Raw genomic sequence first — 26,430 nt, forward strand, 5'->3', positions numbered from 1 at the left:
GTCCGGCGCACGGTAGAGACGTATCACTCAGATCCGCCACGCCGATTCCGGAGCGTGCTCAAAACTGCTCAGGCAGGCTGCTCAGGCAGTTGGGGAGGCTCCCGGAAGAAGGGTGGTCCCGAATGGGGACGGTGAGCACTGCGCCTTTGCAACAGTCCAAAAGGCTGCAGGTGCAGACTTGAGGTTAACACTACCGGCTCCAACAAACATTCCCCCTCTCCAAGTCCGGCAATCGCATTTCAGCCAGGCCCGGGGTGGCCCCCCGGCCCCCGTGTGTCAGGCGAGCGGCAGGACGCTCGCGCCCCCCGCGTCGAGGGCCAGTCGGTTGGCCGCCCATCCCTCGCCCGCCAGTCGCGCGACCTTGTCCGCCGCGCCGCTCTCGGCCAGCGCGAGCACCGTGGGGCCCGCGCCGGAGATGACCGCGGGGACGCCGTCGGCGCGCAACCGGTTGACCAGGGCCACGCTCTCCGGCATGGCCGGCGCGCGGTACTCCTGGTGCAGCCGGTCCTCGGTCGCGGTCAGCAGTAGCTCAGGGCGCCTGGTCAGCGCCTCGACCAGCAGCGCGGCGCGTCCCGCGTTGGCCGCGGCGTCCACGTGCGGGACGGTGCGCGGCAGCAGTCCGCGGGCGGTTTCCGTCGATACGGCGCGAGCGGGCACGAAGACCACCGGAACGATGGAATCCGACGGCGTCATGCGGATGGCCCGCGCTACGCCGCCGTCCATCCACGACAGCGTGAAACCGCCGTACAGGCAGGCCGCGACGTTGTCCGGGTGGCCTTCGAGCTCGGTCGCCAGCTCAAGGAGGGCCTCGTCGCCGAGCCGCTCGGCGCCGCCTATGGTCACCGCGCGCGCGGCCACGATGCCCGCGCAGATCGCCGCGGCGGACGAGCCGAGTCCGCGGCCGTGCGGGATGCGGTTGGCGCACACCAGCTCCAGGCCCCGGGGCTGGCCGCCGAGCAGGTCGAACGCGGCCCGCAGGGAGCGTACGAGCAGGTGGTTTTCGTCGCGCGGGACGGTCTCCGCGCCCTCCCCCGCGATGTCGATGTGCAGCCCGGCGTCGGCGACCCGGACGACCACGTCGTCGTACAGACCCAGGGCCAGGCCGAGGGCGTCGAAGCCGGGGCCGAGATTGGCGCTGGTGGCAGGGGTGCGCACCCGGACGGCGGCGGCACGGAACGCTGGACCGGCCATCGCTCGATGACTCTCCTTGTGTGACTGCGGATGTGTGACGACAAGTGTGTGCGGGCTGCGGTGTGCGGGGCTGCGGTTTATCGAAGAAGTACGGAACACCGCGAGGGCCGTTTCGGCAATGCCGCACCGAGCCGATTGCTCAGCGGCGGGTGCTCTGCGACGGGGCGGATTCAGTACAGCCTATCGAAGGAAGGTTCTGTGGCGACATAGGGCGCACGGGAGGCGCACGATGCGTGTCGTGAGCCGTCCCGTGCTCCGTTATCCCCGCTTATCAGTGCCCAGCGGGATAAAACCTAGGGAATTCACGGGTATTCCGCGAGACCGTCGCCCAGTCCGCAGTTCACCGCTTACCCAAGGTTACGCCAGGTACGGGCCGAGGGTCAGGCCAGCCCGAGGCTGCCGGCCGCGGCGTCCGCGTCCACCGCCACGGTGACCGGCTGCGGCGCGCCCGCCACCGCCCAGTCCGGGTCCTTGAGGCCGTTGCCGGTGACCGTGCACACGATGCGCTGCCCCGGGTCGACCTTGCCCTGCTCGGCGGCCTTGAGCAGCCCGGCCACGCTGGCGGCCGACGCGGGCTCCACGAAGACGCCCTCCTGCGCGGCCAGCAGCCGGTAGGCGGCCAGGATTTGACGGTCGGTCACCTCGTCGATGAAGCCGCCGGACTGGTCGCGGGCGCGCTCGGCCTGCTCCCAGGAGGCCGGGTTGCCGATGCGGATCGCGGTGGCGATGGTGTGCGGGTCCTTGACCGGCTCGCCCCGCACGATCGGCGCCGAGCCGGACGCCTGGAAGCCCCACATGCGCGGCGTACGGGAGGAGACGGCCGCGTGACCCTGCGGGGACGGGGCGGCGTACTCCTGGTAGCCCTTCCAGTACGCGGTGATGTTGCCCGCGTTACCGACCGGCAGCACGTGGATGTCGGGGGCGTCCCCGAGCGCGTCGACGACCTCGAACGCGGCGGTCTTCTGACCCTCGATGCGCGCCGGATTGACCGAATTCACCAGGGCGACGGGGTACTTCTCGGACAGTTCGCGCGCCAGCGTGAGGCAGTCGTCGAAGTTGCCGTCCACCTGCAGGATGCGCGAGCCGTGCACCAGGGCCTGGCCCATCTTGCCCAGCGCGATCTTGCCTTGCGGCACCAGGACCGCGCACACCATGCCGGCGCGTACCGCGTATGCCGCGGCCGAGGCGGAGGTGTTGCCCGTTGAGGCGCAGATGACGGCCTTGGCGCCGGCCTCCTTGGCCTGGGTGATGGCCATCGTCATGCCGCGGTCCTTGAAGGACCCGGTCGGGTTCGCGCCCTCGACCTTGAGATGAACCTCACACCCGGTGCGCTCGGAGAGCACCTGCGCGGGGACCAGCGGCGTGCCGCCCTCGCGCAGTGTCACCACCGGGGTGTGCTCGCCGACCGGAAGCCGGTCCCGGTACTCCTCGATGACCCCGCGCCACTGGTGGGTGGTGCCCTGCCGAGCGCTGATGTTTGCGGACATTGCTTTCGTTACTCCCCTTCAACCCGCATGATGCTCGCGACGCCGCGTACCGTGTCGAGCTGCCGAAGCGTCTCCACGGTGGCCGAAAGCGCCGCGTCCGGCGCCCGGTGCGTCACCACGACCAGTGACGCCTCACCGTCCTTGCCCTGCTGGCGGACGGTGTCGATGGAGACGCCGTGCTCGGCGAAGACCTGGGCGACCTGAGCGAGGACACCCGGCTTGTCGGCGACGTCGAGACTGATGTGGTAGCGCGTGACCACCTCGCCCATGGGGCTGACGGGAAGCCGCGTGTACGCGGACTCGCCGGGGCCCGTGGTGTCGGCCAGTCGGTTGCGACAGGCGGCGACGAGGTCGCCGAGGACCGCCGACGCGGTGGGCGCGCCGCCGGCCCCGGGCCCGTAAAACATCAGCTGTCCCGCGGCCTCGGCCTCCACGAAGACCGCGTTGTACGCCTCGCGGACGGAGGCCAGCGGGTGGCTGAGCGGGATCATCGCCGGGTGCACCCGGGCGGTGACCGAGCGGCCGTCGCCGGCCCGCTCGCAGATCGCGAGCAGTTTTACGGTGCACCCCATCCGCTTCGCGGACGCGATGTCCGCGGCCGTCACCTCGGTGAGGCCCTCACGGTGCACGTCGTCCAGCCGTACCCGGGTGTGGAAGGCGATCCCGGCCAGGATCGCGGCCTTGGCGGCGGCGTCGAAACCCTCGACGTCGGCCGTCGGGTCGGCCTCCGCGTAGCCGAGCGCGGTGGCCTCGTCGAGCGCCTCGGAGTACCCGGCGCCGCTGGTGTCCATCTTGTCGAGGATGAAGTTGGTGGTGCCGTTGACGATGCCGAGCACCCGGTTCACGGTGTCCCCGGCCAGCGACTCGCGCAGCGGGCGCACTAGTGGGATGGCGCCGGCGACGGCCGCCTCGTAGTAGAGGTCGGCGCCCCGCTCCTCGGCCGCGGCGTGCAGCGCGGCGCCGTCCTCGGCGAGCAGCGCCTTGTTGGCCGACACCACGCTGGCGCCGTGCTCGAAGGCGGTGGTGATGAGGGTGCGGGCCGGCTCGATGCCGCCGATGACCTCGATGACCACATCGATGTCACCGCGTTTGACCAGCGCCGTCGCGTCGGTGGTGATCAGCTCGGCGGGCACGCCGGCGCGCACCCGGCCCGGGCGGCGCACCGCGATGCCGGCCAGTTCCACCGGGGCCCCGATGCGCGCCATGAGGTCGTCCGCGTGCGTCGTCATGATGCGCGCCACCTCTGAGCCGACCACACCGCAGCCCAGCAGCGCCACCTTCAACGGACGCGTACGCATCATCCGACCTCGTTTCCTCTTCTTTTACCGCACATACGTCGGCACCCAGTCTCACCCACCGGACGGGAGTTCCCTCCACCCGTCCAGTATCCGAGATGTCTATTTCGTCTGTCGGCATACCGCGCTTCCGCGCGCGGGGCTGGCCCGCTGCCGCCCCTCAATTGTCACCCGACGTCGAGCCTCATCAGGTCCTCCTCGGTCTCCCGCCGCACGATGACCTTGGCCGCCCCGTCGTTCACGGCGACCACCGGGGGCCGCAGCGCGTGGTTGTAGTTGCTGGCCATCGAGCGGCAGTAGGCGCCGGTGGCGGGCACCGCGATCAGATCGCCGGGCGCGACGTCGGCGGGCAGGAACGCGTCACGTACGACAATGTCGCCGGACTCACAGTGCTTGCCGACCACCCGGACCAGCATCGGCTCGGCGTCGGACGCGCGCGAGACGAGCGAGACGGAGTACTCGGCGTCGTAGAGCGCCGTACGGATGTTGTCCGACATGCCGCCGTCGACGCTGACATACGTACGCAGGCCCTCCAGCGGCTTGACCGTGCCGACCTCGTACAACGTGAACGCCGTCGGCCCCACGATGGCCCGCCCCGGCTCGACCGAGATCCGCGGCACCGCGAGCCCCGCGGCCTGGCACTCGCGCGTGACGATGCTGGTCAGCGAGGTCGCGATCTCGTGCGGTTCGCGCGGGTCGTCGTCCGATGTGTACGCGATGCCAAGCCCGCCGCCGAGGTCGATCTCGGGCAGTTCGACGCCGTGCTCGTCACGGATGTCGGCCAGCAGTTGCACGACGCGGCGCGCGGAGACCTCGAAGCCGGCCATGTCGAAGATCTGCGAGCCGATGTGCGAGTGGATGCCGATCAGCTCGAGGCCGTCCAGCTTGAGCGCCCGGCGCACCGCCTCGGCCGCCTGGCCGCCGGCCAGCGCGATGCCGAACTTCTGGTCCTCGTGCGCGGTCGCGATGAACTCGTGGGTGTGCGCCTCGACGCCGACGGTGACCCGGATCTGCACGCGCTGGCGCTTGCCGAGCCGCTCCGCGATGTGCGCGACGCGCACGATCTCCTGGAACGAGTCCAGCACGATCCGCCCGACACCCGCCTCGACGGCCCGCCGGATCTCCTCGGTGGACTTGTTGTTGCCGTGCAGCGCGATGCGCTCGGCGGGCATCCCCGCGGCCAGCGCCGTGGCCAGCTCGCCGGCCGAGCACACGTCGAGGTTGAGCCCCTCCTCGTGCAGCCACCGCACGACGGCCCGGGAGAGGAACGCCTTGCCCGCGTAGAACACGTCGGCCTCGCCCCCGAACGCCTGGTGCCAGGCCCGGCAGCGGGCCCGGAAGTCGCTCTCGTCCAGGACGTACGCCGGCGTGCCGAACTCCTCGGCGAGCGCCCGCACATCGAGCCCACCCACGCTGACCGCGCCGGTGTCGGTACGGGTCACCGTGCGGGCCCACACCTTGGGGTCGAGGGCGTTGAGGTCGGCGGGCGGCGCGAAGTAGTGGCCCTCGGGCAGCACGTCGGCGTGCCGGGGCCCGGCGGGGTGAGCGGATCGACTCATGGTTCTCAGGTCTCCTACAGCGACTCAGTCGGCTCAGAGGTGGGCGGGAGCGGAGATGCCGAGCAGGTTCAGGCCGTTTGCCAGCACCGTTCCGGCGGCTTCGGCGGTGGCCAGCCGGACGCGGTGCGCGGCCGAGGGTTTCTCCTCGCCGCGCGGCAGCGGGGCGCAGCCGTCGTGGAAGCGGAAGAAGGCGTCGGCGACGGCCGTCAGCTCCCGCGCCAACCGATCCGGAGCATGCCGCCGCGCGGCGGCCTCGACCACCCGCGGGTAGTCGGCCAGCAGGGCGAGCAGGGCCCCACGGGCGCGCGCGGCGGAGTCGTCGACGGTATCGGTAACGGCGTCAGCGACGTTGTCGGTGTCGGTGTCGGTGTCGAAGGGACCGTCGGCGTCAGGCTCGATGCCGAGGTCGCGGCCGTTGCGCAGCAGCGCGCGGACCCGCGCGTGGGCGTACCGCACGCGGAACAACGGGTTGCTCTCCCGCTGCGCCAGCACCTCGCTCGGATCGCAGCGCGGAACGTCATGCACGGCGGCGCTCAGCAACGCCCACCGCGCACCGTCCCGCCCCAGCGACTCCACGAGCTGGTCCAGCGTGCGACCCGGCTCACGTACGGAGAGGAGGACGGTCTCGATGGAGGGCCCGGCGCCGCTGGTGGTGGGGGTGGGAGTGGGAGTGGCGGCGAGGGAGGCGGCTCCTCCGCCGCTGGGCAGCACATCGACCTCGCCCCCACACGCGGTGACCAACCGCGCGATGACCTCGGCGAACAGCGCGCCCCGCGCCCCGTCCTGGTACCGCAGCCGCAACCTCGTCCCGACGAGCCCTTCGCCCTGCCCGTACGCCGCGCCCTGCGCGAGTACCTCCCGTACGAGCCCGGCGTGCGCCCCGGCGGCCACGGTGATGTTCACAAAGCCGGGCCCGGCGACCTCGACCCGCTCGATCCCGGGCTGCTCGGCCAGCCGGCGCCGCAGCACCTCCGCGACGTCCCGGGGCGCCTGCCCGGAGGCGGCGGCGAGCCGCAGGGCGACATGCGAGGCGAAGTCCCCACAACCGGGCCGGGGCGGCACCCGTACGATCCCCCGCCGCGCGCCACCGTCGGCTCCCCCGGCCTCGGCGACCAGCGGCGCGAGGGCCTCGTCCGGCACGGACAGCTCACCAGCCTCGACGGCGGAACGCACGACGTGCACGACGGTGCGAGAGAGCTGCGCGGGGGTCACGGGGCAAGCGTATGGGAGAAGGGGGGAGGCTTAGCGAACGGGTTTCCCGACGCGCCCCCGCCGTCGGGGCCGGGAACGACCTCTCCGGCGCGCGGTACTACGAGGTGAGGCGGCCAAAGGCTCAAGTGATCACGGACACGGTCAGCCGCACTCCACGCACGGCAGCCACCGCGCAGCGCCACGGTCGCGCAACCCGACGGCTGGAGCAGTAACGGTTCAACCACCGGGCCGAACGACGGGCTCAACACCTTCAGACGGCCCAGATCCGGGGCCGCCGTCGTCGTCACCTTCCTCCCCCGCCTCATGACCGGCGGCCTGTCGCACGAGTTGTCTCACGAGCCGCACCAGCTCGGCAGGCTCGAAGGGTTTCGCGAGGAACGCATCAACACCGGCAGACTGCCCGCTGTCGACATCCGACTGCGTGCAAGCGCTGACGATGGCGAGGGGAAGGTGTCGAGTACGCACGCCATCCCGTAGTCGAGCAGCGGTCAGCAACCCGTTGAGACGGGGCATCACCACGTCGAGGGTGACCACGTCGGGCCTTACGCGATGCACGATCTCCAGGCACTCGACACCATCAGCCGCGGTCACGACCTCGAACCCCTCTAGCTCAAGGTTGACCCTGATTAGCTGCCGGATGACCTTGTTGTCGTCGACAACAAGGACCCGGCCGGACACGCCAGGCACAACTCGAAGCGTAGGCGTGCGACTCCGACTGCGTCCGGGTTTTGCCCACTTCCGCCACGTGCGGGGGACCTTTCAGCGAGGCTCCCCACGATCCGCGACGAATGCGCTACAAGCGTGGGCCCGTCGTTCCGCTTCTCCCCGGCGCACCCTCCGCGGGTCCCCTGGACCCGCTGCTTGGGAGCGCCGGCTCGCTCCCCTCCCCCACCTCCTGCGGCGCCCTGTGGAGGGCGCACGAAAGGCGTTCATGGCCACCCCTCATGAGCTGGTAGTGTTCTCTCCGTCGCCAAGCAAGACGGCGGACACGCCCCCGTAGCTCAGGGGATAGAGCAACGGCCTCCGGAGCCGTGTGCGCAGGTTCGAATCCTGCCGGGGGCACAGTGTGTAACTGTAGCTGTGCCAGTGTGACAAGACCCCGCCGCCAGCGGAAACGCTGGCGGCGGGGTCCTTGTCTTGGCCCAGACACACCTTCCAGAGCACGGACGAGAGCTTCGAGGGCATCGCCACGTATCGTGCCTCGCGGCGGAGCCGACCAGCCCTGCGCTTTCCTGACCGTCATGCTGGCCTGCGGCCGAACCGTGAGTCGGCATGCGCCTGGGCGAACGTGAGCTTGTATAGCCTTCATTAATCGCCGGCCGCTAGCGGACAGACGAACCAGGTGGGGACCTCGTGGATGTGACCACACTCGCCGTTGCTCTCATCGGCGTCGGAGGAACACTGGGTGGCACTTTGGGGGGCGCAGTGCTCAGCCAGCGGGCCAATCGGGAGCAGGATCAGCGTGCCGAACGCGAACGGGAGCGAGAGCGGCACGAGCAAGCGATACAGACCAGGCGGGACTTGTACGCCCGCCTGAACACCACCGCCCGCGCCTACCGGGTCGCCGCCCGAGACGCCGTGGAGGCGGCCAAGCGTGGTGAGGACATAGACCCGGCTCTCCTCGAAAGCGCAAAGGAAGCCTGGGCGGATGAGTACTCCCTAGCGCAGATGACACTGGCGAAGGACATCCTGGATGTGGCCTCGACCCTCAACAGGGCTCTGGGGCTCGGGTATGCGGTCGTCAAGCATCTGCCTGGCAGCCCCGACCCCGACGAGGCCTTTCGGCGGGCAGACGCATGGTTCAGCGGCCCACTGTCCGACGGTGTCTACCTGCTACGGGTCACACTGAGGCACGACCTGGGAGTCGAGGTTGACTCGGACTTCGAGCAGACACGGGCGCAATTCCTCGCTGCGCTCGACAGTGCACGGGATGACCTCGCGCGCCACATGGCCGCAAGCGGAACCTGATCGGCCGGATCATCCGCCTGATCTCATGGCCGGACAGCACACGTGACGCAGCCTCGGGTGGCGGCGCCGGGGCACTGGTGGCCGTCCGCGGTGAGAGCCGCCACTCGACTGTTGCGCGATACATAGGACGACGGGCCCCGGCGCAAGCCAGCTGGCGACGCGCCTCACACGCTCATGCACAAGGGGAAACCGCCCTGCGGGCTCCCTACGCCAGGCACTCCCCTCACTCCTCCCCCGACTCCTTCGCCGTCCCCCCACGCGACCACGTCAGGCCCTCCATCTGTTCGATGCTCTGGTTGAACTCGATGAGGAGGCTGACGAACTGCTCGGTTTTCTCTTCCGACCAGCCCGTGACCTCGATGAGGCGGGTGGTGCCGGCGCGGCTGATGGTGCGGTCGGCCTCCAGGCGGTCGAGGCCGAGGGGGGTGGGGCGGAATTTGCGGGCCATGCCGCCGGCGGGGTCGGGGATGCGTTCGACCAGGCCGTTTTTGAGCATGGCGCTGACCTGGCGGTTGATGGTGGAGACGTCGACGTGGAAGGTCTGCGCCAGCTCCTTGAGGGTGAGTGGGTCGCCGGCTTCGAGGCGGGTCAGGAGGACGTAGGCGGAGCGGTCCAGGCTCTGGCCGATGCGGGGGCCGCGTGAGGCGACGAAGTGGCGGGAGAGGAGGGTCATCTCCCGCTCCAGGTCGCTCAGCCGTTGCTCTTGGTCGCTCATGACCTCGGTTGCCCTCTGTTTCGTCCCGGTTCGGTTCGCTCACCTCATCATCGCTGATGGGCTCACGATGTCGGGAGCACCGCCGACCATCGTTGTGCATTATGCATATTGTGTGTACTGTGCATATTGAGGGTTGCGTGCGGAGTGCCGAGCGGGTCTATCGGGTGTGTCCGGCGGCCGTGGCTCGGACTCGATGCGCGGGCCCGGCTCCGTGCCCGAGCCCGTAACCGAACCCCTCCCTCACCCATCAGCGCGCCCATGGCGGCGCCCCTGCGCGCAAGGAGTCCCAACGTTGTCAGCCACCTCTCCCCGTACGGTGGGGCCGGGCGTCGTGACGGGTGTGATCGCGTTGAGCGGTGTCGTCGTGTCGCTCATGCAGACGCTCGTCGTGCCGATCATTCCGCAGCTCCCGCGCCTGCTGGACGCCGAGCCGTCCGACGCGTCCTGGGTGATCACCGCCACGTTGCTCGCGGCGGCCGTGGTCACGCCGATCGCGGGGCGGCTCGGTGACATGTACGGCAAGCGCAAGGTGCTCGTCGGCAGTCTCGTGTCGCTGGTCGCGGGTTCCGTGTTGTGTGCCGTGTCCGATGCGCTGATACCGGTGATCGTCGGGCGGGTGTTGCAGGGGCTGGCCACCGGGGTGATCCCGGTGGGCATCAGCATGTTGCGGGATGTGTTGCCCGCGCAGCGGGTCGGTGGGGCCGTGGCGTTGGTCAGCGCGAGTTTGGGGGTGGGCGGGGCGATCGGGTTGCCGCTGTCCGCCGCCATCGTCGAGAACGCCGACTGGCACGTGTTGTTCTGGCTGGCCGCAGGGCTGGGGGCGGCGTGCCTGGCGCTGGTGGTCACGCTGTTGCCGGCGCCGCCGAGCCGGGCGGCCGAGCGGTTCGACACCGTGGGGGCGATCGGGCTCGCGGCAGGGTTGGTGCTGCTGTTGCTGCCGGTGACCAAGGGTGGCGACTGGGGGTGGACGAGCGGTAGCACACTCGGGTTGTTCGCGGGTGGCGTCGTGGTGCTGGTGTTGTGGGCGGCGTACGAGGTGCGGGTGGCGCAGCCGTTGGTGGATCTGCGGGTCACTGTGCGGCGGCCCGTGTTGTTCACCAACCTGGCCTCGATCCTGGTCGGCTTCGCCATGTACGCGATGTCGCTGACCCTGCCGCAGTTGCTCCAGTCGCCGGAGGCCACGGGGTACGGGCTCGGGCAGTCCACGCTCATGGCGGGGCTCGCGCTGGCGCCCGGTGGGCTGGTGATGATGGCCCTGTCGCCGGTCTCCACCCGGATCACCGCCCGGCACGGGGCCCGTACCTCGCTGCTGATCGGCGTCGCCGTCATCGGCCTCGGGTACGCGGTGGGCCTCTTCCTGATGGCCGAGGTGTGGCAGATCGTCCTGACGGCGGTGATCGTCAGTGGCGGTGTCGGCATCGCGTACGCCGCGATGCCCGCGCTGATCATGGACGCCGTGCCGGTGACCGAGACGGCGTCGGCCAACGGGGTCAACGCGCTCATGCGCTCGATCGGCACCTCCACCTCCAGCGCGGTCATGGCCGCGATCCTGGCGAACATGACGCTGCGCCTCGGGCCGGTCGAGGTGCCGACCGAGGACGGGTTCCGGGTCACGTACGTCGTCGCCATGGCCGCCGCGGCGGTCGGGTTGCTGCTCACCCTGGCCATCCCGCGCGCCGTCCGCGCCTCCGGTGCCACTGGCGCCACCGCCACCGCCCCGCAGGCTCCGCGTTCGGCCCCGGCCGATCTCCCGAGCAGCAACACCACCGAGACCCGCTGACCCGCCCCGTACGACGGAAGGATTGTTACGCGTCATGGAACATCTCAAGGACAAGGGCAAGGACAACGAGAACCCCACCGGTGAGGGCCGGTTGGCCGGCAAGGTCGCGGTCGTCACCGGGGCGGGGAGCGGGATCGGGCGGGCCGCCGCCGTGTTGATGAGCCGGCAGGGGGCCCGGGTCGTGGTCGCCGACTACGACGAGCCCGGCGCGCGGGAGACGGCGGAACTCGTGGTGGCATCGGGTGGGCGAGCGTTGCCGGTCACCGTGGACGTGACCGACGAGGGCTCCGTCGCCGCCATGGTGGACGCGGCCGTCGGCGAGTACGGGGCGCTGCACGTGCTCTGCAACCACGTCGGCGGGACCGATCCGCGCAAGGATCTGGACCTGTTGCGCATGGACATGGACGAGTTCGGTCGGGCCGTTGACCGTAACGTGCGCAGCACGCTGTGGGGAGCGCGGTACGCCGTGCCGCACATGATCCGCGCCGGCGGCGGCTCCATCATCAACACGGCCTCCGTCGCTGCGCTGGTGGGCGACGTGTTGCAGACCTCGTACGGCGCCGTCAAGGCGGCGGTGGTCAGCATCACGAAGTCGATCGCCGTCCAGTACGGGCCGCACAACGTGCGCTGCAACGCGATCGCTCCGGGCGCCGTCATGACCCCCGCCCTGGAGCAGAACCTGCCCGTGGACGTCATCGACTCCCTGAAGCGGGGCAACGCGCTGCCGTACCTGGGCGCTCCGGAGGACATCGGACACACCATGGTGTTCCTCGCCTCCGACGAGTCCCGCTATCTGACCGGTCAACTGCTTGTTGTGGACGGCGGTATGACCATGCAGTCCTCGGCCGCGCCGGGGCGGCGCGCCATGCTGCCCGGGTAGCGGGGGCGGAGGTGCGGTGAGGGCTCCGGGGGCGGTGAGAGTGGCGTACGGAGCCGTCGGTCGGCGGCGTACGGGGTGGTGGGCCGGCGGCGTACCGGGCGGTGCGGCGGGCGAGCGCGGACCGCTGCGGGTGCCTACGTAGAGTAGGGCTCATGTCCGAGGACACTCCCCTGATACAGAGCATGCGCGCGGCCGTGCGGGCCACGCCCGGTGATGTCGCGTTGCGGCTGCACCTCGCCGAGTTGTTGCTCGACGCTGGGCAGGCGGCCGGTGCCGTGGCCGAGGTCGCCGTGGCCCTGCAGCACGCGCCGGATCACGCGCAGGCGCGCGAACTCATGGCCCGCGCCATCGCCCCGCCGCCGCCCGCTCCGCCGCAGGTCGCGGCCACGGCGTCGGCCCCGGCGCCGGCCGGGACCGGTGCCGGGCCCGCCCAGGGGGCGCAGTGGTCCACCGCGGACGCGGGCACGCACACGGGCGCGGGCGCGAGCCCCACCACCGGCGCCCAGCCCGCCACGGGCGCGGGCACGCCCGCCGGCGCGAGCCCCACCCCGGACACGGGCCAGGCCACGGACGCCAGCCAGACCACGAACACCGGCGCCCCGCGCGGCGGGTTCGACTGGCAGGCGGCCGAGAACGAGGTCGGCGACGTCGTACCGCCGCGCTTCGTGGAGGCGCCGCTGACCGTGGACGGCAGCGGGGACCCGGGCGACGCCGACGCGTGGGAGGTGGCCGCGCCCGGGACGGTGCGGCTGGCCGACGTCGGCGGGATGCAGGACGTGAAGGAGCGGCTTGAGGCCGCGTTCCTGGCCCCGTTGCGCAACCCGGAGCTGCGCAAGCTGTACGGAAAGAGCCTGCGCGGCGGGCTGTTGTTGTACGGGCCGCCCGGGTGCGGCAAGACGTTCATCGCGCGGGCCGTCGCCGGGGAGCTGGGGGCCAACTTCCTGTCGGTCTCGGTCAACGACGTGCTGGACATGTGGATCGGCAACTCCGAGCGCAACATGCACGAGATCTTCCAGACGGCCCGCCGGCAGGCGCCGTGCGTGGTGTTCCTGGACGAGTTGGACGCGCTCGGCGGCAAGCGCAGCCGTACGCAGCACTCCGGGATGCGGAACACGGTCAACCAGTTGCTGACCGAGCTGGACGGGGTGGACGCCACCGCGAACGAGGGCGTGTTCGTGCTCGCCGCCACCAACGTGCCCTGGGACGTGGACATCGCGCTGCGCCGGCCCGGGCGCCTGGACCGTACGCTCCTCGTCCTGCCGCCCGACGCGCCGGCGCGCGAGGCCATCCTACGCTACCACCTCAAGGACCGGCCCATCGAGTCCGTCGACCTGGGCAAGCTCGTCAAGATCACGGACGGCCTGTCCGGCGCCGACCTGGCCCACGTGTGCGAGGCGGCGGCCGAGCACGCGCTGCTCGACTCGGCCCGTACCGGCACCGTGCGCCTGATCAACATGGCGGACCTGCTGCGCGCGGCCAAGGCCGTGGCGCCCTCGACGGAGCCGTGGTTCGCGACGGCGCGCAACGTGGCGATGTACGCCAACGAGGGCGGGACGTACGACGACCTGGTCGCCTACCTGAAGCGGAAGCGCAAGCTGTGACGACCGAGCATCCGTTGACGGCACAGGCCGGCGCCCTCATCGAACTCGAACGGTACGACGACGCCAAGGCGTTGCTGGCGCGGCGGCTCGCCGAGGACCCCACCGACGTACGGGCCTGGACCCGGCTCGGCCGGTGTCACCAGGGCACGAAGGACCACGCGGAGGCGCTGCGCGCGACGGACGAGGCGCTGGCCATCGCCCCCGAGGACTACAACGCGATGCTGCTGCGGGCGTACGTGCTGCGCAGCCTGCACCGGTGGGAGGAGGCGCAGCAGGCGGCGCGGGCTGCGATCGGCCTCAACTCCGAGTACTTCGCCGCGTACTCGCTGCTGGCCGAGTTGCTGTTCCTCCCGCCGCGCCAGGAGACCTGGCAGGAGGCGGTCGAGCTGGCCAGGGAGGCGGTGCGCCTCGGTCCCGAAGAGGTCAGTGCGTACATGACGCTGTGGAAGGTCGCCGCCGTCGCGCACGACACGGAGTGGATGGACCAGATCGAGCGGCGCATCCTGCAACTCGATCCGACGCATTCGCTCGCCCTGGAGAAGCAGACGGCCAAGGCCGCGAACGCGCCCGGCGTGCGGGCGGCCGACGCCGCCGAGATGTACGCCGGCGCGCTGGCCACCGCGCCCACCTCCTCGTCCCTGAGCTACGGCCTGGACCGCGCCACGTACCGGCTGCTGCGCGGCACCCGGTGGCTCGCGCTGATCTGCCTGGTGTGCGCGGGCGCGATGGTCAACCTGTTCCCGGAGGAGGGCGAGGCGCCGGAGTTGCCGGTGCCGATCGGTACCCGGCTGTGGGTGCTGGTGGTGATGGCGGCCATCTGGGCGTTCGGGGCCTTCCGGCGCTACCGGCGGTTGCGCGCCGGCGTGCAGCTCAACGTGCGCTCCGTGTTGCGGCGCGGCACCTGGTCCCGGATCGTCCTCGCGCAGGCGGCGCTGGCGCTGCTGTGCGGGCTGCTGATCGCGGAGGTGCCGTGGACGGAGCGTACGGTGCCGCAGATGTTGTTCTGGGTGGGCCTCGCGCCGACGGCCGCCACGATCTGGTTCGACCGGAAGAAGGCGAAGTGAGGGACCGCCGCGCTGGCTGAGCGGGGCTGCGGGAGGCTGGCCCGCGTTGGGTGGTCGGACGCGGCTAGTTGGGCCTGTCCGGCGGTTCTTGTCGGCGAGTACGGGGTGGCGCCATGAGCGAACACCGGCCCTAGCGGAGGACCTGCTCGATGTGGTGGTCGAGGACGCGTTGGGCGGCTTCCGAGGTGCGGTAGCCGAGGGCGATGTCCACGCCGAGGCTGGTGGCGAGGGACCAGCAGATGTCGGCGTCGGTACGTCCCTCGTCGTGCCGCTCGCTGCCCCGCTCCTCCCGGGCCGCCCGGATGAGGTCGGCGGTGAAGGTGAGCAACTCGTCGTCGCCCGGTGCCAGGAGCTTGGCCGTCGTCGGATCGGAGACCGCCCGGCCCGCGGTCACCAGCGCGAAGCGCATCAGCCGCGAGCTCTCCGCGGCCGGGCTGACCAGGGCGTACAGGCAGGCGCGGAGGATGGCCTCCGGGCTGGTCGTGTCGGCGGCCGTGACCGCGCTTTCAATGGTGGTGTTCACGGCCCGTGCGGCTCGGTCGAGGGCGTCGCGGATCAGGGCCTGCATCGAGGAGTAGTAGTGCTGGACCTGGCCCATGGAGACGCCCGCCTCCTCTGCCACCTTGCGTAGCGACACCTGCTCGATGCCGCCGCGTGCGGCCAGCGACCAGACGGCCTCGACGAGGCGCGTCCTGCGCGCTTCGTGATCCACGATCTTCGGCACGACGCCGCCACCTTCCTCGCCACCTTCACCATGCGATCGCATTGCGAAACCGGATGCCGTCCGTTTACAGTGCAAGTGCATGGTAAACGGCACCAGGCCGAGGAGAAACCCATGAAGTACGGCCTCTACCAGGCCCTGGGCATGGCCCTGCTCGTCATCGGAGCCCAGGGCGCGATCCGCCAACTCGCCGACCACGACAACGCCGGCCTGCTGGGTTGGCTACCGGGAGGCTTCGCCGCGAGCATCATCGTGTACGTACTGGCCGTCGTGATCGGCGTGGTCATCGCGGGGCGGGCTCACGAAGCCCGTAAGGCGGCTGACGACTGACTCGGCGTGGGGGATCCGCGCAGGCGTCTCCACAAGAAGACGAGCACACGGAGACGGCTAGGTGTTCTGCCCAGCTGATCACGGGCGAAGCCAGAGTCGGATCGAAGTGCCGGTGCCGGTGGCGGTGGCGGTGGCGGTGCCGTGGAAGACGTAGGCGCGCCTGTCGTATTCGCCGGCCACGGCCCTGGAGTTCCTCAGGGCGTGCAACGTCCGCTCAACTCCGTTCCTCCTCTTGCCGATCGTCTTGTCGAAGCCGGTGGGACGGCCGCCCCTGCCGCCCCGGCCCTGGCGGTGGACGCGCTGATTCTTCGGCTCGGGGGATGGTGTGCTTGATCCAGCGTCGCCGCAGGTAGCGGCGGTTGCGGCGGGAAGAGTACGCCTTGTCGCCACCGACATGGTCGGGACGGGTGCGAGGGTGGCCACCATCGAGGCGGCTCACCCGCATGCGGTCCATGACCGGGATGAGCCGTGGGGCGTCGCCCCACTGGCCAGGTGTGGCACCCCCGTGCGGTTGCGATACAGGTTCCCGTTGATGACCACTTCGGCGCGTTCGCGAGATCCCCCCACCCCAAGAGCATGCCAAGGATCAAGGGGCGGGCCGGTCACGTGATCCGCCGGACAGGCCCTAGCCATCCCGCCCCTCGCACGCGACGGGCATGCCCTCCACCAGTACGGCGGGGTCGACGGCAAGCAGCCGCGTACGGAGGGCGTGCACCAGGGCCACCCGGCCGAGGTCTTCGACGGGCGTCCAGGTGAGGCCGTGCCGCGCGCAGGGTGGGGCGGCGAACGCGTCGGCGGCCACGCGCCCGCCGTCCACGAAGAGGGCCAACTCTTCGGCCTGACCGGCCGCGGTGGCGGGTTGCTGGTCCACGGCGAGGAGGCGGAGCGGTGGCGGGGGCAGCGCGATGCCGAGGGCGGCGCCGGTGCGTTCGGCGGCGCGCTGGATCGACTCCCCTGGGCGCAGTACGACGCCCGGCGGGTACGGCACGCCGTCCCTGACCACCTGGAGCACGCGCGGCCACAGGCGGGCGGAGTCGAGCGGGTTACGGGTGTCGGCGGGGCAGTGGACCAGCAGGAACACCCACACCTGGCGGCCTGTCATGCGACCCGGACCCCCTCGATCCCCGCCAGCCCGGCGCACTCGCCGGGGCTGCGGTCGTCGAAGGTGATCAGCCCGGACGCCGCGCTTCCGTCCGACCAGAACCAGCCCTCGACGGTGTTGTACTCCACGCGCCGCCGGTTGGGGCACAGCACGTCGTACCGGAGGGCGGCGGGGTCGAACATCGACTGTTCGTAGGCAGCGTGGAACTCGGTGTCGGTGACCGGCACCCACCCGCCGTCCACGTACAGGAAGAACCGCAGGGCGACGCCGCGAACGATGACCCGGTGAGTACCTTCCGTCGTCATACGGCGCCCCCGGCGAGGTTCGCGGATACGGGTACAGACGCGGACCCGGACGTGTGCTGGCGGCGGTGGATCGGGCAGCGGCACGGGGGCCAGGCCGAGGTGGCGGCCCAGAGGTAGTCGTCCCGCCACACCCGCTCGCTGTCGACGGCGGTCACGCTGACGACAGCAGAGGCCGGATCGGGCGGGCCGACCTCCCCGGGGCGTCGCCGGTACACGCGCAGCGTCATCAGGTGTTCTCCCATGGTCGCAGCCCTCACGAAGGCGTTCTTCACCGTTGGTGATCGGTCGTCCACAAGCCTTGCTCAGCTCGTTCCCCACGGGCAGTAGTTCCGCGATGACTGCCTGATGACTGGCGGTGGCTACCATGAGTCCGCATGGGGACTCGGAACTTCGTGCGGCGTGCTCAGCAAATGCTGCGTGACCGGGGGCTGTCGATCAGGGCGGCGTCCCGCGCGATGAGTTACGACCCTGCCTACCTCACTCGGGTACTGGCCGGCAGACAGGCTCCTTCGGACGCCTTGGCCGTGGCGTTGGATCGGTTGCTGAGCGCCGACGGCGAACTGGTGTCGCTACTGGCAGCGTCTGCGCGTACGGACGAACCTGCGACTGCTTCCCTCGTGCGCATAAGCGACGTACGGGGTGCCGAGTTGGCCCGTGCCATCCGGGAGACGTCCCAGCGGCTGGTGGTTCTCGACAACGAGGACGGCGGGATGCCCATCGCCGACGCGGCCGCCCACGCCTACAGGACCGTCCACGCGCGGCTGAAGTGCGGTGACTACGAGTCGGCGTACAACCGGGACATTCGGTCCGCTGCCGCCGAGTTGGCGGAGATCGCGGGCTGGGCCCTGTTCGACGCCGAGAAGCACGACGCCGCCGAGCGCTACAACGACGCCGCGCTCGACCTGGCTCGGGTGAGTGGTGACCGAACCATGGAACTGCTGATCCTGCAGAACATCGCCATGGTGGCCGAGTGGCGAGGCCAGTACCGAAAGGCTCTCGACACGGCCAGCGGTGTGCTCGCCGGACGGTTGTCCTCGCGGGTCCGTGCGATGTTCCTCGTACGCGACGCCAAAGGGCGGTTCGGTACCGGCGACGCGGCGGGTGGCGCCCGGGCCCTCGACCAGGCCCGGGTACTCCTGGACGACGGGGCGCGCGACGACGACCCCGCGTGGGCGTGGTGGGTGTCCCACCAGGAGATCGACGGGCATCTCGGTTACGCCCTGTGGGCCACAGGTCGCCAACGCGAGGCCGTCCCCCACCTACGAGGCGCCCTGGAGTCCGCCGGCTCCGCGCGAGTCGGTTACCGGAGCATCAGCACCGCGCGACTGCTCGACTGCCTGATCCACGAGAGGGCCTGGCGGGAAGCGGAGGAACTCGCCGTCGGGCTGCACGACACGGCAGGAAAGACCGCGTCCGCGCGAACCCGCAACCTGTTGTCAGCGAGCGTACGGCGAGGTCTCCCGACGGCCCCACCGAGCGCGGGCGACGCGCTGGAGCACCTGGGTCACATCGTGAACAGCGACCCGCTCAGTCTCGACTGAACGGATTGATCAACCTGACTCGTGGTGGACGGAGTCCAGCGTGGCGAGGTCTTCCGCTGACAGGCGCAGGGAGCCGGTGGCCACGTTCTGGGTGAGGTGGTCGGGGTCGCCGGTGCCGGGGATGGCCAGGACGTGGGGGCCCTGGTGCAGGGTCCACGCCAGTCGGATCTGGGCTGTGCTCACGCCGCGTGCGCGGGCGATGGCGTGCACCTCCGGGTCGTGGTCGGTGGTCGCGCCGGCGGTGCGTCCGGTGCCGGCGATCGAGTAGAACGGCACGAACGCGATGTCTTGTTCGCCGCAGACGCGCAGAAACTCCCGCTGCTCGGGCGACGCGCCGATGCCGTGCATGTTCTGGACGCAGACCACCGGCGCGATGCTCTGAGCCTCGGCGAGGTGGTGGGGGTGGACGTTGGACAGGCCGAGGTGACGGATGAGTCCGGCCTGGCGCAGTTCGGCGAGTGCGCCGAAGCGTTCGGCGATGGAATCGGTGCCGACGATGCGCAGGTTCACCACGTCGAGGTGGTCGCGGCCGAGCTGGCGCAGGTTCTCCTCGACCTGGCCGCGCAGTTGCTCGGGGGTGGCATGCGGCAGCCACTGGCCGGAAGGGTCGCGGCCGGGGCCGACCTTGGTGGCGATGACGAGGTCGTCCCGGTAGGGAGCCAGGGCGCGGTTGATCAGTTCGTTGGCGGAGCGGAGGCGCGAGAAGTAGAACGCGGCGGTGTCGATGTGGTTCACGCCGAGCTCGACCGCGCGGCGCAGCACGCCCATCGCCTGGTCGCGGGCGCGCGGGACGGCGTCGGTGGCGAACGCCTCGCCGTGCTGCGGCAGGCGCATCGCGCCGAACCCGATTCGGTTGACCGTCAGGTCGCCGAGCTTCCAGGTGCCCGACGCCGCCGCGGTGATCGTCTGTGAGGTCATGGCGGGATGATCTGCGCGCGGTAGGGTGACCCGCCACTGATTCACGTATGCCTGAATCCGTTGAAGGGTGGTTGTCCTGGCCGAGCTGGCGTTCTCGACGAGCGATCTGGCGCAGGTGCGGTTCGCCGTCTCACCGATGTGGGAGGTCGCTCCCAGCTTCCGGCTGCTGAGGGCCGGCACCACGTATCCGGTCCACCGGCCCTGGGCCGACCAGGTACGCCCGCGCCTGTTGGCCTCCGGACTGGACCGGGGCTGGCTGTCCGAGCTGATCCCACCCACCGGCGGCTACGTCCCCGACTTTCTCAACCCGGCCCCCACCGGGCCGGCTCCCACTCCGGCGGCGGAACGGGAGGCGATCCGGGCGTCGCCCGCCGACCGGGTACGCCAGGACCTCGACCACCTGGCCCGCCACGAGGGCGGCCTCGGCCCCCGGCTGCGAGCCCTTCGCGACGACCCGCAAAGCTTCCTGCCCAGGGTCGCGGAGGAGCTGGCGGCGTACTGGGAGCTGGCACTCGCCCCCTACTGGGCGCGCGTCCGGGCAGTGCTGGACGCAGACATCCGCTACCGGGCCCGCCTGGCCGCCGAGCACGGCACCGGCCACCTCCTCAACGTCTTGCACACGTCGCTGAGCTGGGACGGCACCGCGCTGCGGATGACCCGCCGAAAGCAGCCGCTGACCCGCACCACAGCGGGCACGGGACTGCTGCTGATCCCCTCGGCCTTCACCGGCCCGGGACTGCGCACCCGGACGACACTGCCCGACCCGCCTCAACTCGCCTATCCAGCACGCGGCGTCGGCACACTGTGGGAGCCACGCTCCGTCACCCGGACCGACGCTCTCGCCGCCGTACTGGGCCGCTCCCGGACGCTGGTACTGACCGAGTTGGAGATCCCGGACTCCACCACCCGGCTCGCCCGCCGCACCGGCCTCTCCCCCGCCGGGGTGTCCCAGTGCCTCACCGCGCTACGCGACGCGGGCCTGGTCAGTGCACACCGAGCCGGCCGCTCCGTCCTCTACGCCCGCACCGCCGCGGCCGAAGCCCTCCTCCAGGCCGCCTCCGCCTGACCTCGTGTCGACCCGCCACTGATGGAATGCCCCGGCCTACTCAGGACGAGACGGTCTCGTTGTGGCGCGTGTGGGCGCGACGTACGGACCCTTCACCGATCCGCATGCCCAACTCCGCCCCCATGCTCCTGCTTCACTTGCCCCTGACATCAATGTGAGTGTTTAGGTTGACGCCATGCTGAAGCTCATCTTCATGATCAACCGCGTCGAGGGCATGTCGTACGAGCATTTCGTCGACCACCATCGGAATCGGCACGCACCGCTGTTCACCTCCATCCCGGAGGCGGAGCGCTACGTGCGCAGATACGCCGTATCGCACCCGGTCCCCGCCGAGAACTACCCGCCCCGGGCCTATGACGGCCTGACGGAGATCTGGTTCGAGGACTGGGAGGACCACGACGCCTTCTTCGCCTCCGACAACTACCGGACGCTGGTCAACCCCGACGAGGCACGCTTCATCGACATGGGCTCAGTGGCCGTGATGGTCACCGAGGAGAAGGAGGTCATCTGACGGGCCGGTCCGTCGGGCGGAAATGCGGGCGCAACTGACCAGCCCCCCACCGGGCCACGCCTAGACAGCGTCGTCGCCGTCTGCCCGGACCCAGGCTCATCCTGCGCCGAGGCCGGCCCCACCGGGGCGCCGGTCGTCGTGCCGGTCCTCGTGCGGCGCCGAGGACGGGAGCCGCGTCGAGCGGGCCCCGGTTGGACCTCGTTCGTGAACGAGTGTGAAGAAGGGCGACTTCGACGCCTGACGACCGCCCTACACGCCGGGGTGTGGGCGCTCGTTCGCCCACGCCTGCGCGGTGCGGAGGTTCTCGGCGATTCCTTCGGGGACATAGGCGAAGCCGTCCCACGCCTCCAGGGCCCTGGGCTCGTCGGGGCGGAGGTGGCTGGCTCCGGCGTGCAGCGGGCGGTGGCGACGGTAGACGTCCATGGGGGCCCGGCGCCGCTTCTCGTACGCGGCAAGCGGATCGTTGGCGTCTGCGCGTGAGGTGGCACGGGAGGGCTGGTTCGGGGGGCCGGGACGGCGGTGCTTGCCCATGCGCTCGATGGTCTCAGAGCCGCGATGGCGGTTCCGCGCACGGTGTCGTGTTCCCATGATCGCTTAGAGTGCCCAACGCAGGCTTACCTGACAGGCAAGGGGAGGGGCACCATGTTCGGTTCTTCCGTGCGGGTTCGGCGGGTGCTGGCCGGGGTTGCCGCGGTGGCGGCCGTGGGATCGGTGGCGGTGGCGGGGTCGCCTGGGGCGTTCGCCGCCGGAAGCGGGGAACGGGCGTCGGTGCGAGCCGCCGCGCACCAGGCCACGCAGGACGCGTTGGACGGGTTGGTGGAGGCCGGGATGCCCGGCGTGGCCGCGACGACGAAGACGGCGGACGGGAAGCAGTGGTTCGGGTCGGCGGGGTACGCCGACACCGGGACGGGGCGCGAGCGGAGCGCGGGTGATCACTTCCGGGCCGGGAGCATCACCAAGACGTTCATGGCCACCGTGCTGCTCCAGTTGGAGGCCGAGGGCGAGATCGACCTCGACGACTCGGTGGAGAAGTGGCTGCCCGGCGTGGTCAGGGGCGACGGGTACGACGCCAGCGGGATCAGCGTGCGGCAGATGCTCAACCACACCAGCGGCATCCACGACAGCGTGGAGACGCCGGAGTGGCAGGAGACCATGAACGGGCCCGGCTTCTTCAAGCACCGGTTCGACGTGAAGACGCCCGAGGAGATCGTGGCCATGGCCCTGAAGTACCCGCCGTACTTCAAGCCGGGCGACGGCTGGCACTACTCCAACACCAACTACGTGCTCGCCGGCATGGTCATCGAAGCGGTGACCGGTGACAGTTACGCGCACCAGGCCGAGCAGCGGATCATCAGGCCGCTCGGCCTCAAGCACACCTCGTTCCCCGGCACGCGCACCACGCTGCCCGCCCCGCACTCCGTCGGGTACTCCAAGCTCTACGCGCCGAACCCGGGCCCGGAGGTCTACGACGCCACCGAGTACAGCCCCACCTGGTCAGGCGCGACCGGCGAGATGATCAGCACCGGCGCGGACCTGAACACCTACTTCCGCGCCCTCACCCGGGGCAGGCTGCTGCCGAGGCAGCAGACGCGGGAGATGTTCACGACCGTGGAGACCGGTCAGCACTTCCGGTACGGGCTCGGGCTCATCGCGCGCGACCTGTCGTGTGGCGAGACGGTCTGGGGCCACGACGGGATCGTGTGGGGCTCGTTGACCAGCTCGGCCACGACGCGCGACGGGGCGCACTCGCTGACGTTCCAGATCAACGGCGACTGGCTGGCCGACGGCGCCCCGTACGAGCGGGTCTTCGAGGCCGAGTTCTGCGCCCCGGGGCAGACGATGCGGAAGTGATGGCGGGTACGTAGATCGTTCGCGGGGCGCGGGTCCCGGGTCGGGCTGTTCGCTCGGGCCGGGGCCCGTTGCCTTTGTGCGCGAACTGGCGCTATCGCTGGCGTAGTTGAGGGGCGCTGGTACGGGGGGCGGGCGGGGCCCCTGGCCACGGGGGAAGCTCTTGGGGCCCCGCCCAGTCGGTGTGGTCGCCGTGGGGGCGACCGGTGCGGCCGTCCGGAGGGGCGCGGCCGAGTGCGGTGGTTACGGTTCGTCCGGCTCGTCCGGCTCCTCGCGGGCGGGCGCGTCCGTGCCCGTGCCCGTACCCGCGCCCGGCTTGGGGCCGACGCTGGCGAGGCCGGCGACGGCCACCCGGGCGGCGCGGCTGAGGGCGAGGCGGAGTTCGTCGGCGGAGGCGTCGCGGGCCAGGCAGATCAGGGCCGTGTTCACCAGGGCGCCGACGAGGGCGCCCACCGCTGCCGCCGCCTCCGGCTCGGTCAGCTCGTCGCCGTACGCCTCCAACAGGGCGCCGGTGAGCTGGCGTTGGGCCTCGAAGAGCCAGTGCAGCGCGCGGGCCTGGAGCGCGGGGGACGAGAGGATGAGCCGGACGCGCAGCGAGGGCACCTCGCCGGTGAGGTCGGCCGCCGCGTCGGGCGAGACGACGGAGCCCTCCAGGGCGCGCAGCAGCAGGTGGGCGACGGTCTCCTGGGGGCGGCGGTCGGCGACCGCGCGCACCAGGGCGTCGACGCGCTGCTGGCTGTCGGCGAAGAGGACGTCGTCCTTGCCGGGGAAGTAGCTGAAGAAGGTGCGGGTCGAGACGTCGGCCGACGCGGCGATCTGGGCCACCGTCGTCTCCTCGTACCCCTGTTCCGCCACCAGGCGCACGGCGGCCTCTATGAGCGCGCGCCGCGTGCGCAGCTTCTTGCGCTCGCGGAGCCCCATGGGCTCCGAGGGGACAGCCGTCGTCTCGATCATGCGCACAGCCTACCCAAGTTTCGGCATCCCATGCATTTTTGCATCCCTTGCAGTTTTTCTCTGGCTGAGCTTTTATCAAAACATGGAGCGCTTACTACATTCCCTTGGTCGAATGTGTGCTGTCCGCCCCTGGCGCACGATCGGTGCCTGGCTGGTCGCGGCGGTCGCCCTGCTCGCCGTCGGGCAGGCGGCGGGCGGCACCTTCGTGAACGACTTCCGGGTGCCGGGCGTGGAGTCGCAGGAGGCCACGGACACCGCGCGGGACCACTTCCCCGCCTTCGGCGCCGTGGACTCGCAGATCGTGTGGCGGGCGCCGGACGGCACGCTGGACGATCCCGAGCGCTCCGCCGCCGTGCGGCGGATGCTGGCCGACATCGAGAAGCAGCCCGACGTCAGCAAGGTGGACCAGCCGCTGCCGAGCCCCAACGGCAAGGCCGCCACCACGACCGTCAGCTACGACCAGGAACTGGGCGACCTGGACAAGTCGCACTACGAGCGGCTTGACGAGGCCGCCGAGGGGGCTCGGGCGGCCGGGCTCGACGTCGAGTTCCGCGGCATGGTGATCGACCTGGGCACCGAGCCCACCACCAGCGCGGCCGAACTCGTCGGCGTCGGCGCCGCGTTGATCGTGCTCATCGTCGCCTTCGGCTCGCTGGTCGCGGCCGGCCTGCCGCTCGTCGTCGCCGCCATCGGCATCGTGGCCGGCACGGCGCTGGTGCTGCTGGTCGGCGCCGTCATCGACATCCCCACCTCGGCGCCGATCATCGCCGTGATGCTGGGGCTCGGCGCGGGCATCGACTACGCGCTGTTCATCCTGAGCCGGTTCCGGGCGCAGCTCGCCGCGGGCGACGTGCCCGCCGACGCCGCCGGGCACGCCTCGGCCGTCGCGGGGCACGCCGTCGTCTTCGCGGGCGGCACCGTGGTCGTGGCCATCCTCGGGCTGAGCTTCGCCGGCATCCCGTTCGTGGGCGCCATGGGCATCGCGGGCGCGATCACGGTCGGCGTGATGATGGTCGCCGCGCTGACCCTGTTGCCCGCGCTGCTCGGCCTGCTCGGGCACCGGGTCAACGCGCTGCCGCTGCCGAAGTTGCGGCGTACGGGTCGGGGGCGCGGCAAGACGGCGGGCGCCGCTGCCGCCGGCGGCGAGGGCGGGTCCGAGGGTCAGGGCGGGGGCGCGGACCTCACGCTCGACGCGCACGGGGTGGCCGCGCCGCCGACCGACTCGCGCGCCGCACGCTGGGGCGACCACGTGCACCGGCACCGGCTGCTGTACGCCTGCGGCGCCACGGCCGTGCTCATCGCGCTCACCGCTCCCCTGCTGTCGCTGCGGCTCGGCAACCCCGACGACGGCATCCAACCGCCCGACCTGACCCAGCGGCAGGCGTACGACCACATCGCCGACAACTTCGGGCCCGGCTGGAACGCGCCGCTGGTCATCACCGTCACCGACGCCGAGCGGGGTGGCGCCGAGGCGCTGGCCGCCGAGCTGAAGCGGGACCCCGAGGTCGCGCGGGTGACGGAGCCCGAGCGCAGCGACGACGGGGCGGCCTCGCTGGTGACCGTGGTCCCCCGGCACGCGCCGCAGGACAAGGAGGTCAGCGACCTCGTCCACCGCATCCGCGACGACCTCGCCCCGGAGGCGCTGGCGGACTCCGGGGGCCGGGCGCTGGTGGGCGGCTCCACGGCGCTTCAGATCGACATGGCCGACGTGGTCGGCGAGCGGTTGCCGTGGGTGGTGCTCGCGGTGGTGGGCGCCGGCACGCTGCTGCTGGTCGGCATGTTCCGGGCGCCGGTGGTCGCGCTCAAGGCGGCCGTGATGACGCTGTTGTCCATCGGGGTGTCCTTCGGCGTCATCACCGCGATGTTCCAGTGGGGTTGGGGCCTGGACCTGGTCGGCGTGGACAAGACGGTGCCGATCATGTCGGCGGTGCCGATGCTGCTGTTCGCCGTGTTGTTCGGGCTCTCGATGGACTACGAGGTGTTCCTGCTCTCGGCCATCCGCGAGTCGTACGAGAAGACGGGCGACCCGCGCCGCGCCGTCATCGCCGGCCTGTCCTCCACGGCGGGTGTGATCACAGCCGCGGCCATCATCATGGCCTGCGTGTTCCTGAGCTTCGTCTCGGTGCCGGAGACCCTCATCAAGATCATCGGCATCGGGCTGGCCACCGCCGTCGTCATCGACGCGACGCTGATCCGGATGGTGCTGGTGCCCGCCGTGATGGGGTTGCTCGGCGACGCGGCGTGGTGGCGCCCGGGACGCCGGAAGCAGGACGCCGCGGCCGTCGCCCCGGGTGGCGGCGGTGACGGTGGCCCCGGTGGGGCCGGGGGCGAGCGGGCCCCGGTCGGGAGGTGACGGACGCGCCCCGCCCACCGGTACGGAGC

The 26,430-nt window shown here is 71.1% G+C and carries 25 protein-coding genes, 1 tRNA gene and 1 pseudogene; 12 read left to right on the forward strand and 15 right to left on the reverse strand.

Annotated features, from left to right (window positions below):
* Positions 1-276: 276 nt before the first annotated feature.
* From thrB to OYE22_RS09015, 6 genes are all read right to left on the reverse strand, one after another.
* Entirely contained in the window at positions 277-1,191 is a 915-nt protein-coding gene (gene thrB / locus OYE22_RS08990) for a homoserine kinase (RefSeq protein WP_277319913.1), read from the reverse strand.
* Between the two features lie 380 nt (positions 1,192-1,571).
* Entirely contained in the window at positions 1,572-2,678 is a 1,107-nt protein-coding gene (gene thrC / locus OYE22_RS08995) for a threonine synthase (RefSeq protein WP_277319914.1), read from the reverse strand.
* Between the two features lie 8 nt (positions 2,679-2,686).
* A complete protein-coding gene (locus OYE22_RS09000) occupies positions 2,687-3,979 on the reverse strand; it encodes a homoserine dehydrogenase (protein WP_277319915.1) in 1,293 nt (430 codons plus the stop codon).
* Positions 3,980-4,140: 161 nt separating this feature from the next.
* Positions 4,141-5,532 (reverse strand): diaminopimelate decarboxylase, encoded by a 1,392-nt coding sequence (lysA, locus tag OYE22_RS09005; protein ID WP_277319916.1) that lies wholly within the window; start codon positions 5,530-5,532, stop codon positions 4,141-4,143.
* Between the two features lie 33 nt (positions 5,533-5,565).
* Complete coding sequence (gene nrtL / locus OYE22_RS09010; RefSeq protein WP_277319917.1) at positions 5,566-6,744, reverse strand: ArgS-related anticodon-binding protein NrtL; 1,179 nt, start codon at positions 6,742-6,744, stop codon at positions 5,566-5,568.
* Positions 6,745-6,960: 216 nt separating this feature from the next.
* The gene (locus tag OYE22_RS09015; protein ID WP_277319918.1) at positions 6,961-7,431 is read right to left on the reverse strand and encodes a response regulator; all 471 of its coding nucleotides are present in this window, start codon (positions 7,429-7,431) and stop codon (positions 6,961-6,963) included.
* Positions 7,432-7,734: 303 nt separating this feature from the next.
* On the opposite strand from OYE22_RS09015, the gene OYE22_RS09020 reads away from it, so the two are divergent.
* Positions 7,735-7,806: transfer RNA gene (locus OYE22_RS09020), tRNA-Arg, on the forward strand.
* A 291-nt stretch (positions 7,807-8,097) separates the two neighbouring features.
* Positions 8,098-8,712, forward strand: a complete 615-nt coding sequence (locus OYE22_RS09025; RefSeq protein ID WP_277319919.1) for a hypothetical protein — start codon at positions 8,098-8,100, stop codon at positions 8,710-8,712.
* A gap of 223 nt (positions 8,713-8,935) precedes the next feature.
* On the opposite strand, the gene OYE22_RS09030 is transcribed toward OYE22_RS09025, so the two are convergent.
* Complete coding sequence (locus OYE22_RS09030) at positions 8,936-9,427, reverse strand: MarR family winged helix-turn-helix transcriptional regulator (protein ID WP_277319920.1); 492 nt, start codon at positions 9,425-9,427, stop codon at positions 8,936-8,938.
* Between the two features lie 292 nt (positions 9,428-9,719).
* On the opposite strand from OYE22_RS09030, the gene OYE22_RS09035 reads away from it, so the two are divergent.
* The 4 genes from OYE22_RS09035 (at position 9,720) to OYE22_RS09050 (ending at position 14,752) form a co-directional block, all read left to right on the forward strand.
* Positions 9,720-11,207, forward strand: a complete 1,488-nt coding sequence (locus OYE22_RS09035) for an MFS transporter (RefSeq protein ID WP_277319921.1) — start codon at positions 9,720-9,722, stop codon at positions 11,205-11,207.
* A gap of 34 nt (positions 11,208-11,241) precedes the next feature.
* Entirely contained in the window at positions 11,242-12,087 is an 846-nt protein-coding gene (locus tag OYE22_RS09040) for an SDR family NAD(P)-dependent oxidoreductase (protein ID WP_277319922.1), read from the forward strand.
* A 152-nt stretch (positions 12,088-12,239) separates the two neighbouring features.
* Positions 12,240-13,688, forward strand: a complete 1,449-nt coding sequence (locus OYE22_RS09045) for an AAA family ATPase (RefSeq protein ID WP_277319923.1) — start codon at positions 12,240-12,242, stop codon at positions 13,686-13,688.
* Positions 13,685-14,752 carry a tetratricopeptide repeat protein gene (locus OYE22_RS09050; protein WP_277319924.1) on the forward strand — a complete coding sequence of 356 codons (1,068 nt, stop codon included), beginning with the start codon at positions 13,685-13,687 and terminating at the stop codon, positions 14,750-14,752. The genes OYE22_RS09045 and OYE22_RS09050 overlap by 4 nt, the downstream gene beginning before the upstream one ends.
* Before the next feature lie 130 nt (positions 14,753-14,882).
* Here the strand turns inward: OYE22_RS09050 and OYE22_RS09055 are convergent, their stop codons facing one another.
* Positions 14,883-15,476, reverse strand: a complete 594-nt coding sequence (locus OYE22_RS09055; RefSeq protein ID WP_277319925.1) for a TetR/AcrR family transcriptional regulator — start codon at positions 15,474-15,476, stop codon at positions 14,883-14,885.
* A 111-nt stretch (positions 15,477-15,587) separates the two neighbouring features.
* Between OYE22_RS09055 and OYE22_RS09060 the strand changes: the two genes are divergently transcribed.
* Complete coding sequence (locus OYE22_RS09060; protein WP_277319926.1) at positions 15,588-15,803, forward strand: hypothetical protein; 216 nt, start codon at positions 15,588-15,590, stop codon at positions 15,801-15,803.
* 78 nt (positions 15,804-15,881) lie between these two features.
* Here OYE22_RS09060 and OYE22_RS09065 read toward each other — a convergent pair.
* The 4 genes and pseudogenes from OYE22_RS09065 to OYE22_RS09080 form a co-directional block, all read right to left on the reverse strand.
* Positions 15,882-16,299, reverse strand: a pseudogene (locus OYE22_RS09065) (IS5/IS1182 family transposase); the annotation flags it as partial.
* A gap of 129 nt (positions 16,300-16,428) precedes the next feature.
* Positions 16,429-16,905, reverse strand: a complete 477-nt coding sequence (locus OYE22_RS09070) for a hypothetical protein (protein WP_277319927.1) — start codon at positions 16,903-16,905, stop codon at positions 16,429-16,431.
* A complete protein-coding gene (locus OYE22_RS09075) occupies positions 16,902-17,210 on the reverse strand; it encodes a hypothetical protein (RefSeq protein ID WP_277319928.1) in 309 nt (102 codons plus the stop codon). The genes OYE22_RS09070 and OYE22_RS09075 overlap by 4 nt, the downstream gene beginning before the upstream one ends.
* Positions 17,207-17,452: a hypothetical protein gene (locus tag OYE22_RS09080; RefSeq protein ID WP_277319929.1), complete on the reverse strand. Its 246-nt coding sequence runs from the start codon at positions 17,450-17,452 to the stop codon at positions 17,207-17,209. The genes OYE22_RS09075 and OYE22_RS09080 overlap by 4 nt, the downstream gene beginning before the upstream one ends.
* 132 nt (positions 17,453-17,584) lie before the next feature.
* Between OYE22_RS09080 and OYE22_RS09085 the strand changes: the two genes are divergently transcribed.
* A complete protein-coding gene (locus OYE22_RS09085; protein ID WP_277319930.1) occupies positions 17,585-18,751 on the forward strand; it encodes a helix-turn-helix domain-containing protein in 1,167 nt (388 codons plus the stop codon).
* 9 nt (positions 18,752-18,760) lie between these two features.
* On the opposite strand, the gene OYE22_RS09090 is transcribed toward OYE22_RS09085, so the two are convergent.
* Positions 18,761-19,669 (reverse strand): aldo/keto reductase, encoded by a 909-nt coding sequence (locus tag OYE22_RS09090; protein ID WP_277319931.1) that lies wholly within the window; start codon positions 19,667-19,669, stop codon positions 18,761-18,763.
* 67 nt (positions 19,670-19,736) lie between these two features.
* Here OYE22_RS09090 and OYE22_RS09095 point away from each other — a divergent pair, with 67 nt between their 5' ends.
* Positions 19,737-20,735 carry a DUF5937 family protein gene (locus OYE22_RS09095; RefSeq protein WP_277319932.1) on the forward strand — a complete coding sequence of 333 codons (999 nt, stop codon included), beginning with the start codon at positions 19,737-19,739 and terminating at the stop codon, positions 20,733-20,735.
* Between the two features lie 175 nt (positions 20,736-20,910).
* Positions 20,911-21,246 (forward strand): EthD domain-containing protein, encoded by a 336-nt coding sequence (locus tag OYE22_RS09100; RefSeq protein WP_277319933.1) that lies wholly within the window; start codon positions 20,911-20,913, stop codon positions 21,244-21,246.
* A gap of 249 nt (positions 21,247-21,495) precedes the next feature.
* Here the strand turns inward: OYE22_RS09100 and OYE22_RS09105 are convergent, their stop codons facing one another.
* Positions 21,496-21,777 (reverse strand): DUF6087 family protein, encoded by a 282-nt coding sequence (locus tag OYE22_RS09105; RefSeq protein ID WP_277319934.1) that lies wholly within the window; start codon positions 21,775-21,777, stop codon positions 21,496-21,498.
* A gap of 111 nt (positions 21,778-21,888) precedes the next feature.
* Between OYE22_RS09105 and OYE22_RS09110 the strand changes: the two genes are divergently transcribed.
* Positions 21,889-23,097 carry a serine hydrolase domain-containing protein gene (locus OYE22_RS09110; RefSeq protein ID WP_277319935.1) on the forward strand — a complete coding sequence of 403 codons (1,209 nt, stop codon included), beginning with the start codon at positions 21,889-21,891 and terminating at the stop codon, positions 23,095-23,097.
* A 240-nt stretch (positions 23,098-23,337) separates the two neighbouring features.
* Here OYE22_RS09110 and OYE22_RS09115 read toward each other — a convergent pair whose 3' ends face one another.
* A complete protein-coding gene (locus tag OYE22_RS09115) occupies positions 23,338-24,048 on the reverse strand; it encodes a TetR family transcriptional regulator (protein WP_277319936.1) in 711 nt (236 codons plus the stop codon).
* Between the two features lie 112 nt (positions 24,049-24,160).
* On the opposite strand from OYE22_RS09115, the gene OYE22_RS09120 reads away from it, so the two are divergent.
* On the forward strand, positions 24,161-26,401 hold the full coding sequence (locus OYE22_RS09120) for an MMPL family transporter (RefSeq protein WP_277319937.1): 2,241 nt from the start codon (positions 24,161-24,163) through the stop codon (positions 26,399-26,401).
* The last annotated feature ends 29 nt before the right edge of the window (positions 26,402-26,430 follow it).

Source organism: Streptomyces sp. 71268 (genome assembly GCF_029392895.1).
Classification (GTDB): domain Bacteria; phylum Actinomycetota; class Actinomycetes; order Streptomycetales; family Streptomycetaceae; genus Streptomyces.

Bases quoted from the DNA above. Each gene is read 5' to 3' on its own strand.
- thrB (WP_277319913.1), bottom strand. From the start codon at position 1,191: ATGGCCGGTCCAGCGTTCCGTGCCGCCGCCGTCCGGGTGCGCACCCCT.
- OYE22_RS09115 (WP_277319936.1), bottom strand. From the start codon at position 24,048: ATGATCGAGACGACGGCTGTCCCCTCGGAGCCCATGGGGCTCCGCGAG.
- OYE22_RS09045 (WP_277319923.1), top strand. From the start codon at position 12,240: ATGTCCGAGGACACTCCCCTGATACAGAGCATGCGCGCGGCCGTGCGG.
- OYE22_RS09040 (WP_277319922.1), top strand. From the start codon at position 11,242: ATGGAACATCTCAAGGACAAGGGCAAGGACAACGAGAACCCCACCGGT.
- thrC (WP_277319914.1), bottom strand. From the start codon at position 2,678: ATGTCCGCAAACATCAGCGCTCGGCAGGGCACCACCCACCAGTGGCGC.
- OYE22_RS09110 (WP_277319935.1), top strand. From the start codon at position 21,889: ATGTTCGGTTCTTCCGTGCGGGTTCGGCGGGTGCTGGCCGGGGTTGCC.
- lysA (WP_277319916.1), bottom strand. From the start codon at position 5,532: ATGAGTCGATCCGCTCACCCCGCCGGGCCCCGGCACGCCGACGTGCTG.
- OYE22_RS09060 (WP_277319926.1), top strand. From the start codon at position 15,588: ATGAAGTACGGCCTCTACCAGGCCCTGGGCATGGCCCTGCTCGTCATC.
- OYE22_RS09000 (WP_277319915.1), bottom strand. From the start codon at position 3,979: ATGATGCGTACGCGTCCGTTGAAGGTGGCGCTGCTGGGCTGCGGTGTG.
- OYE22_RS09070 (WP_277319927.1), bottom strand. From the start codon at position 16,905: ATGACAGGCCGCCAGGTGTGGGTGTTCCTGCTGGTCCACTGCCCCGCC.
- OYE22_RS09100 (WP_277319933.1), top strand. From the start codon at position 20,911: ATGCTGAAGCTCATCTTCATGATCAACCGCGTCGAGGGCATGTCGTAC.
- OYE22_RS09080 (WP_277319929.1), bottom strand. From the start codon at position 17,452: ATGGGAGAACACCTGATGACGCTGCGCGTGTACCGGCGACGCCCCGGG.
- OYE22_RS09090 (WP_277319931.1), bottom strand. From the start codon at position 19,669: ATGACCTCACAGACGATCACCGCGGCGGCGTCGGGCACCTGGAAGCTC.
- OYE22_RS09085 (WP_277319930.1), top strand. From the start codon at position 17,585: ATGGGGACTCGGAACTTCGTGCGGCGTGCTCAGCAAATGCTGCGTGAC.
- OYE22_RS09105 (WP_277319934.1), bottom strand. From the start codon at position 21,777: ATGGGCAAGCACCGCCGTCCCGGCCCCCCGAACCAGCCCTCCCGTGCC.
- OYE22_RS09120 (WP_277319937.1), top strand. From the start codon at position 24,161: ATGTGTGCTGTCCGCCCCTGGCGCACGATCGGTGCCTGGCTGGTCGCG.
- OYE22_RS09030 (WP_277319920.1), bottom strand. From the start codon at position 9,427: ATGAGCGACCAAGAGCAACGGCTGAGCGACCTGGAGCGGGAGATGACC.
- OYE22_RS09075 (WP_277319928.1), bottom strand. From the start codon at position 17,210: ATGACGACGGAAGGTACTCACCGGGTCATCGTTCGCGGCGTCGCCCTG.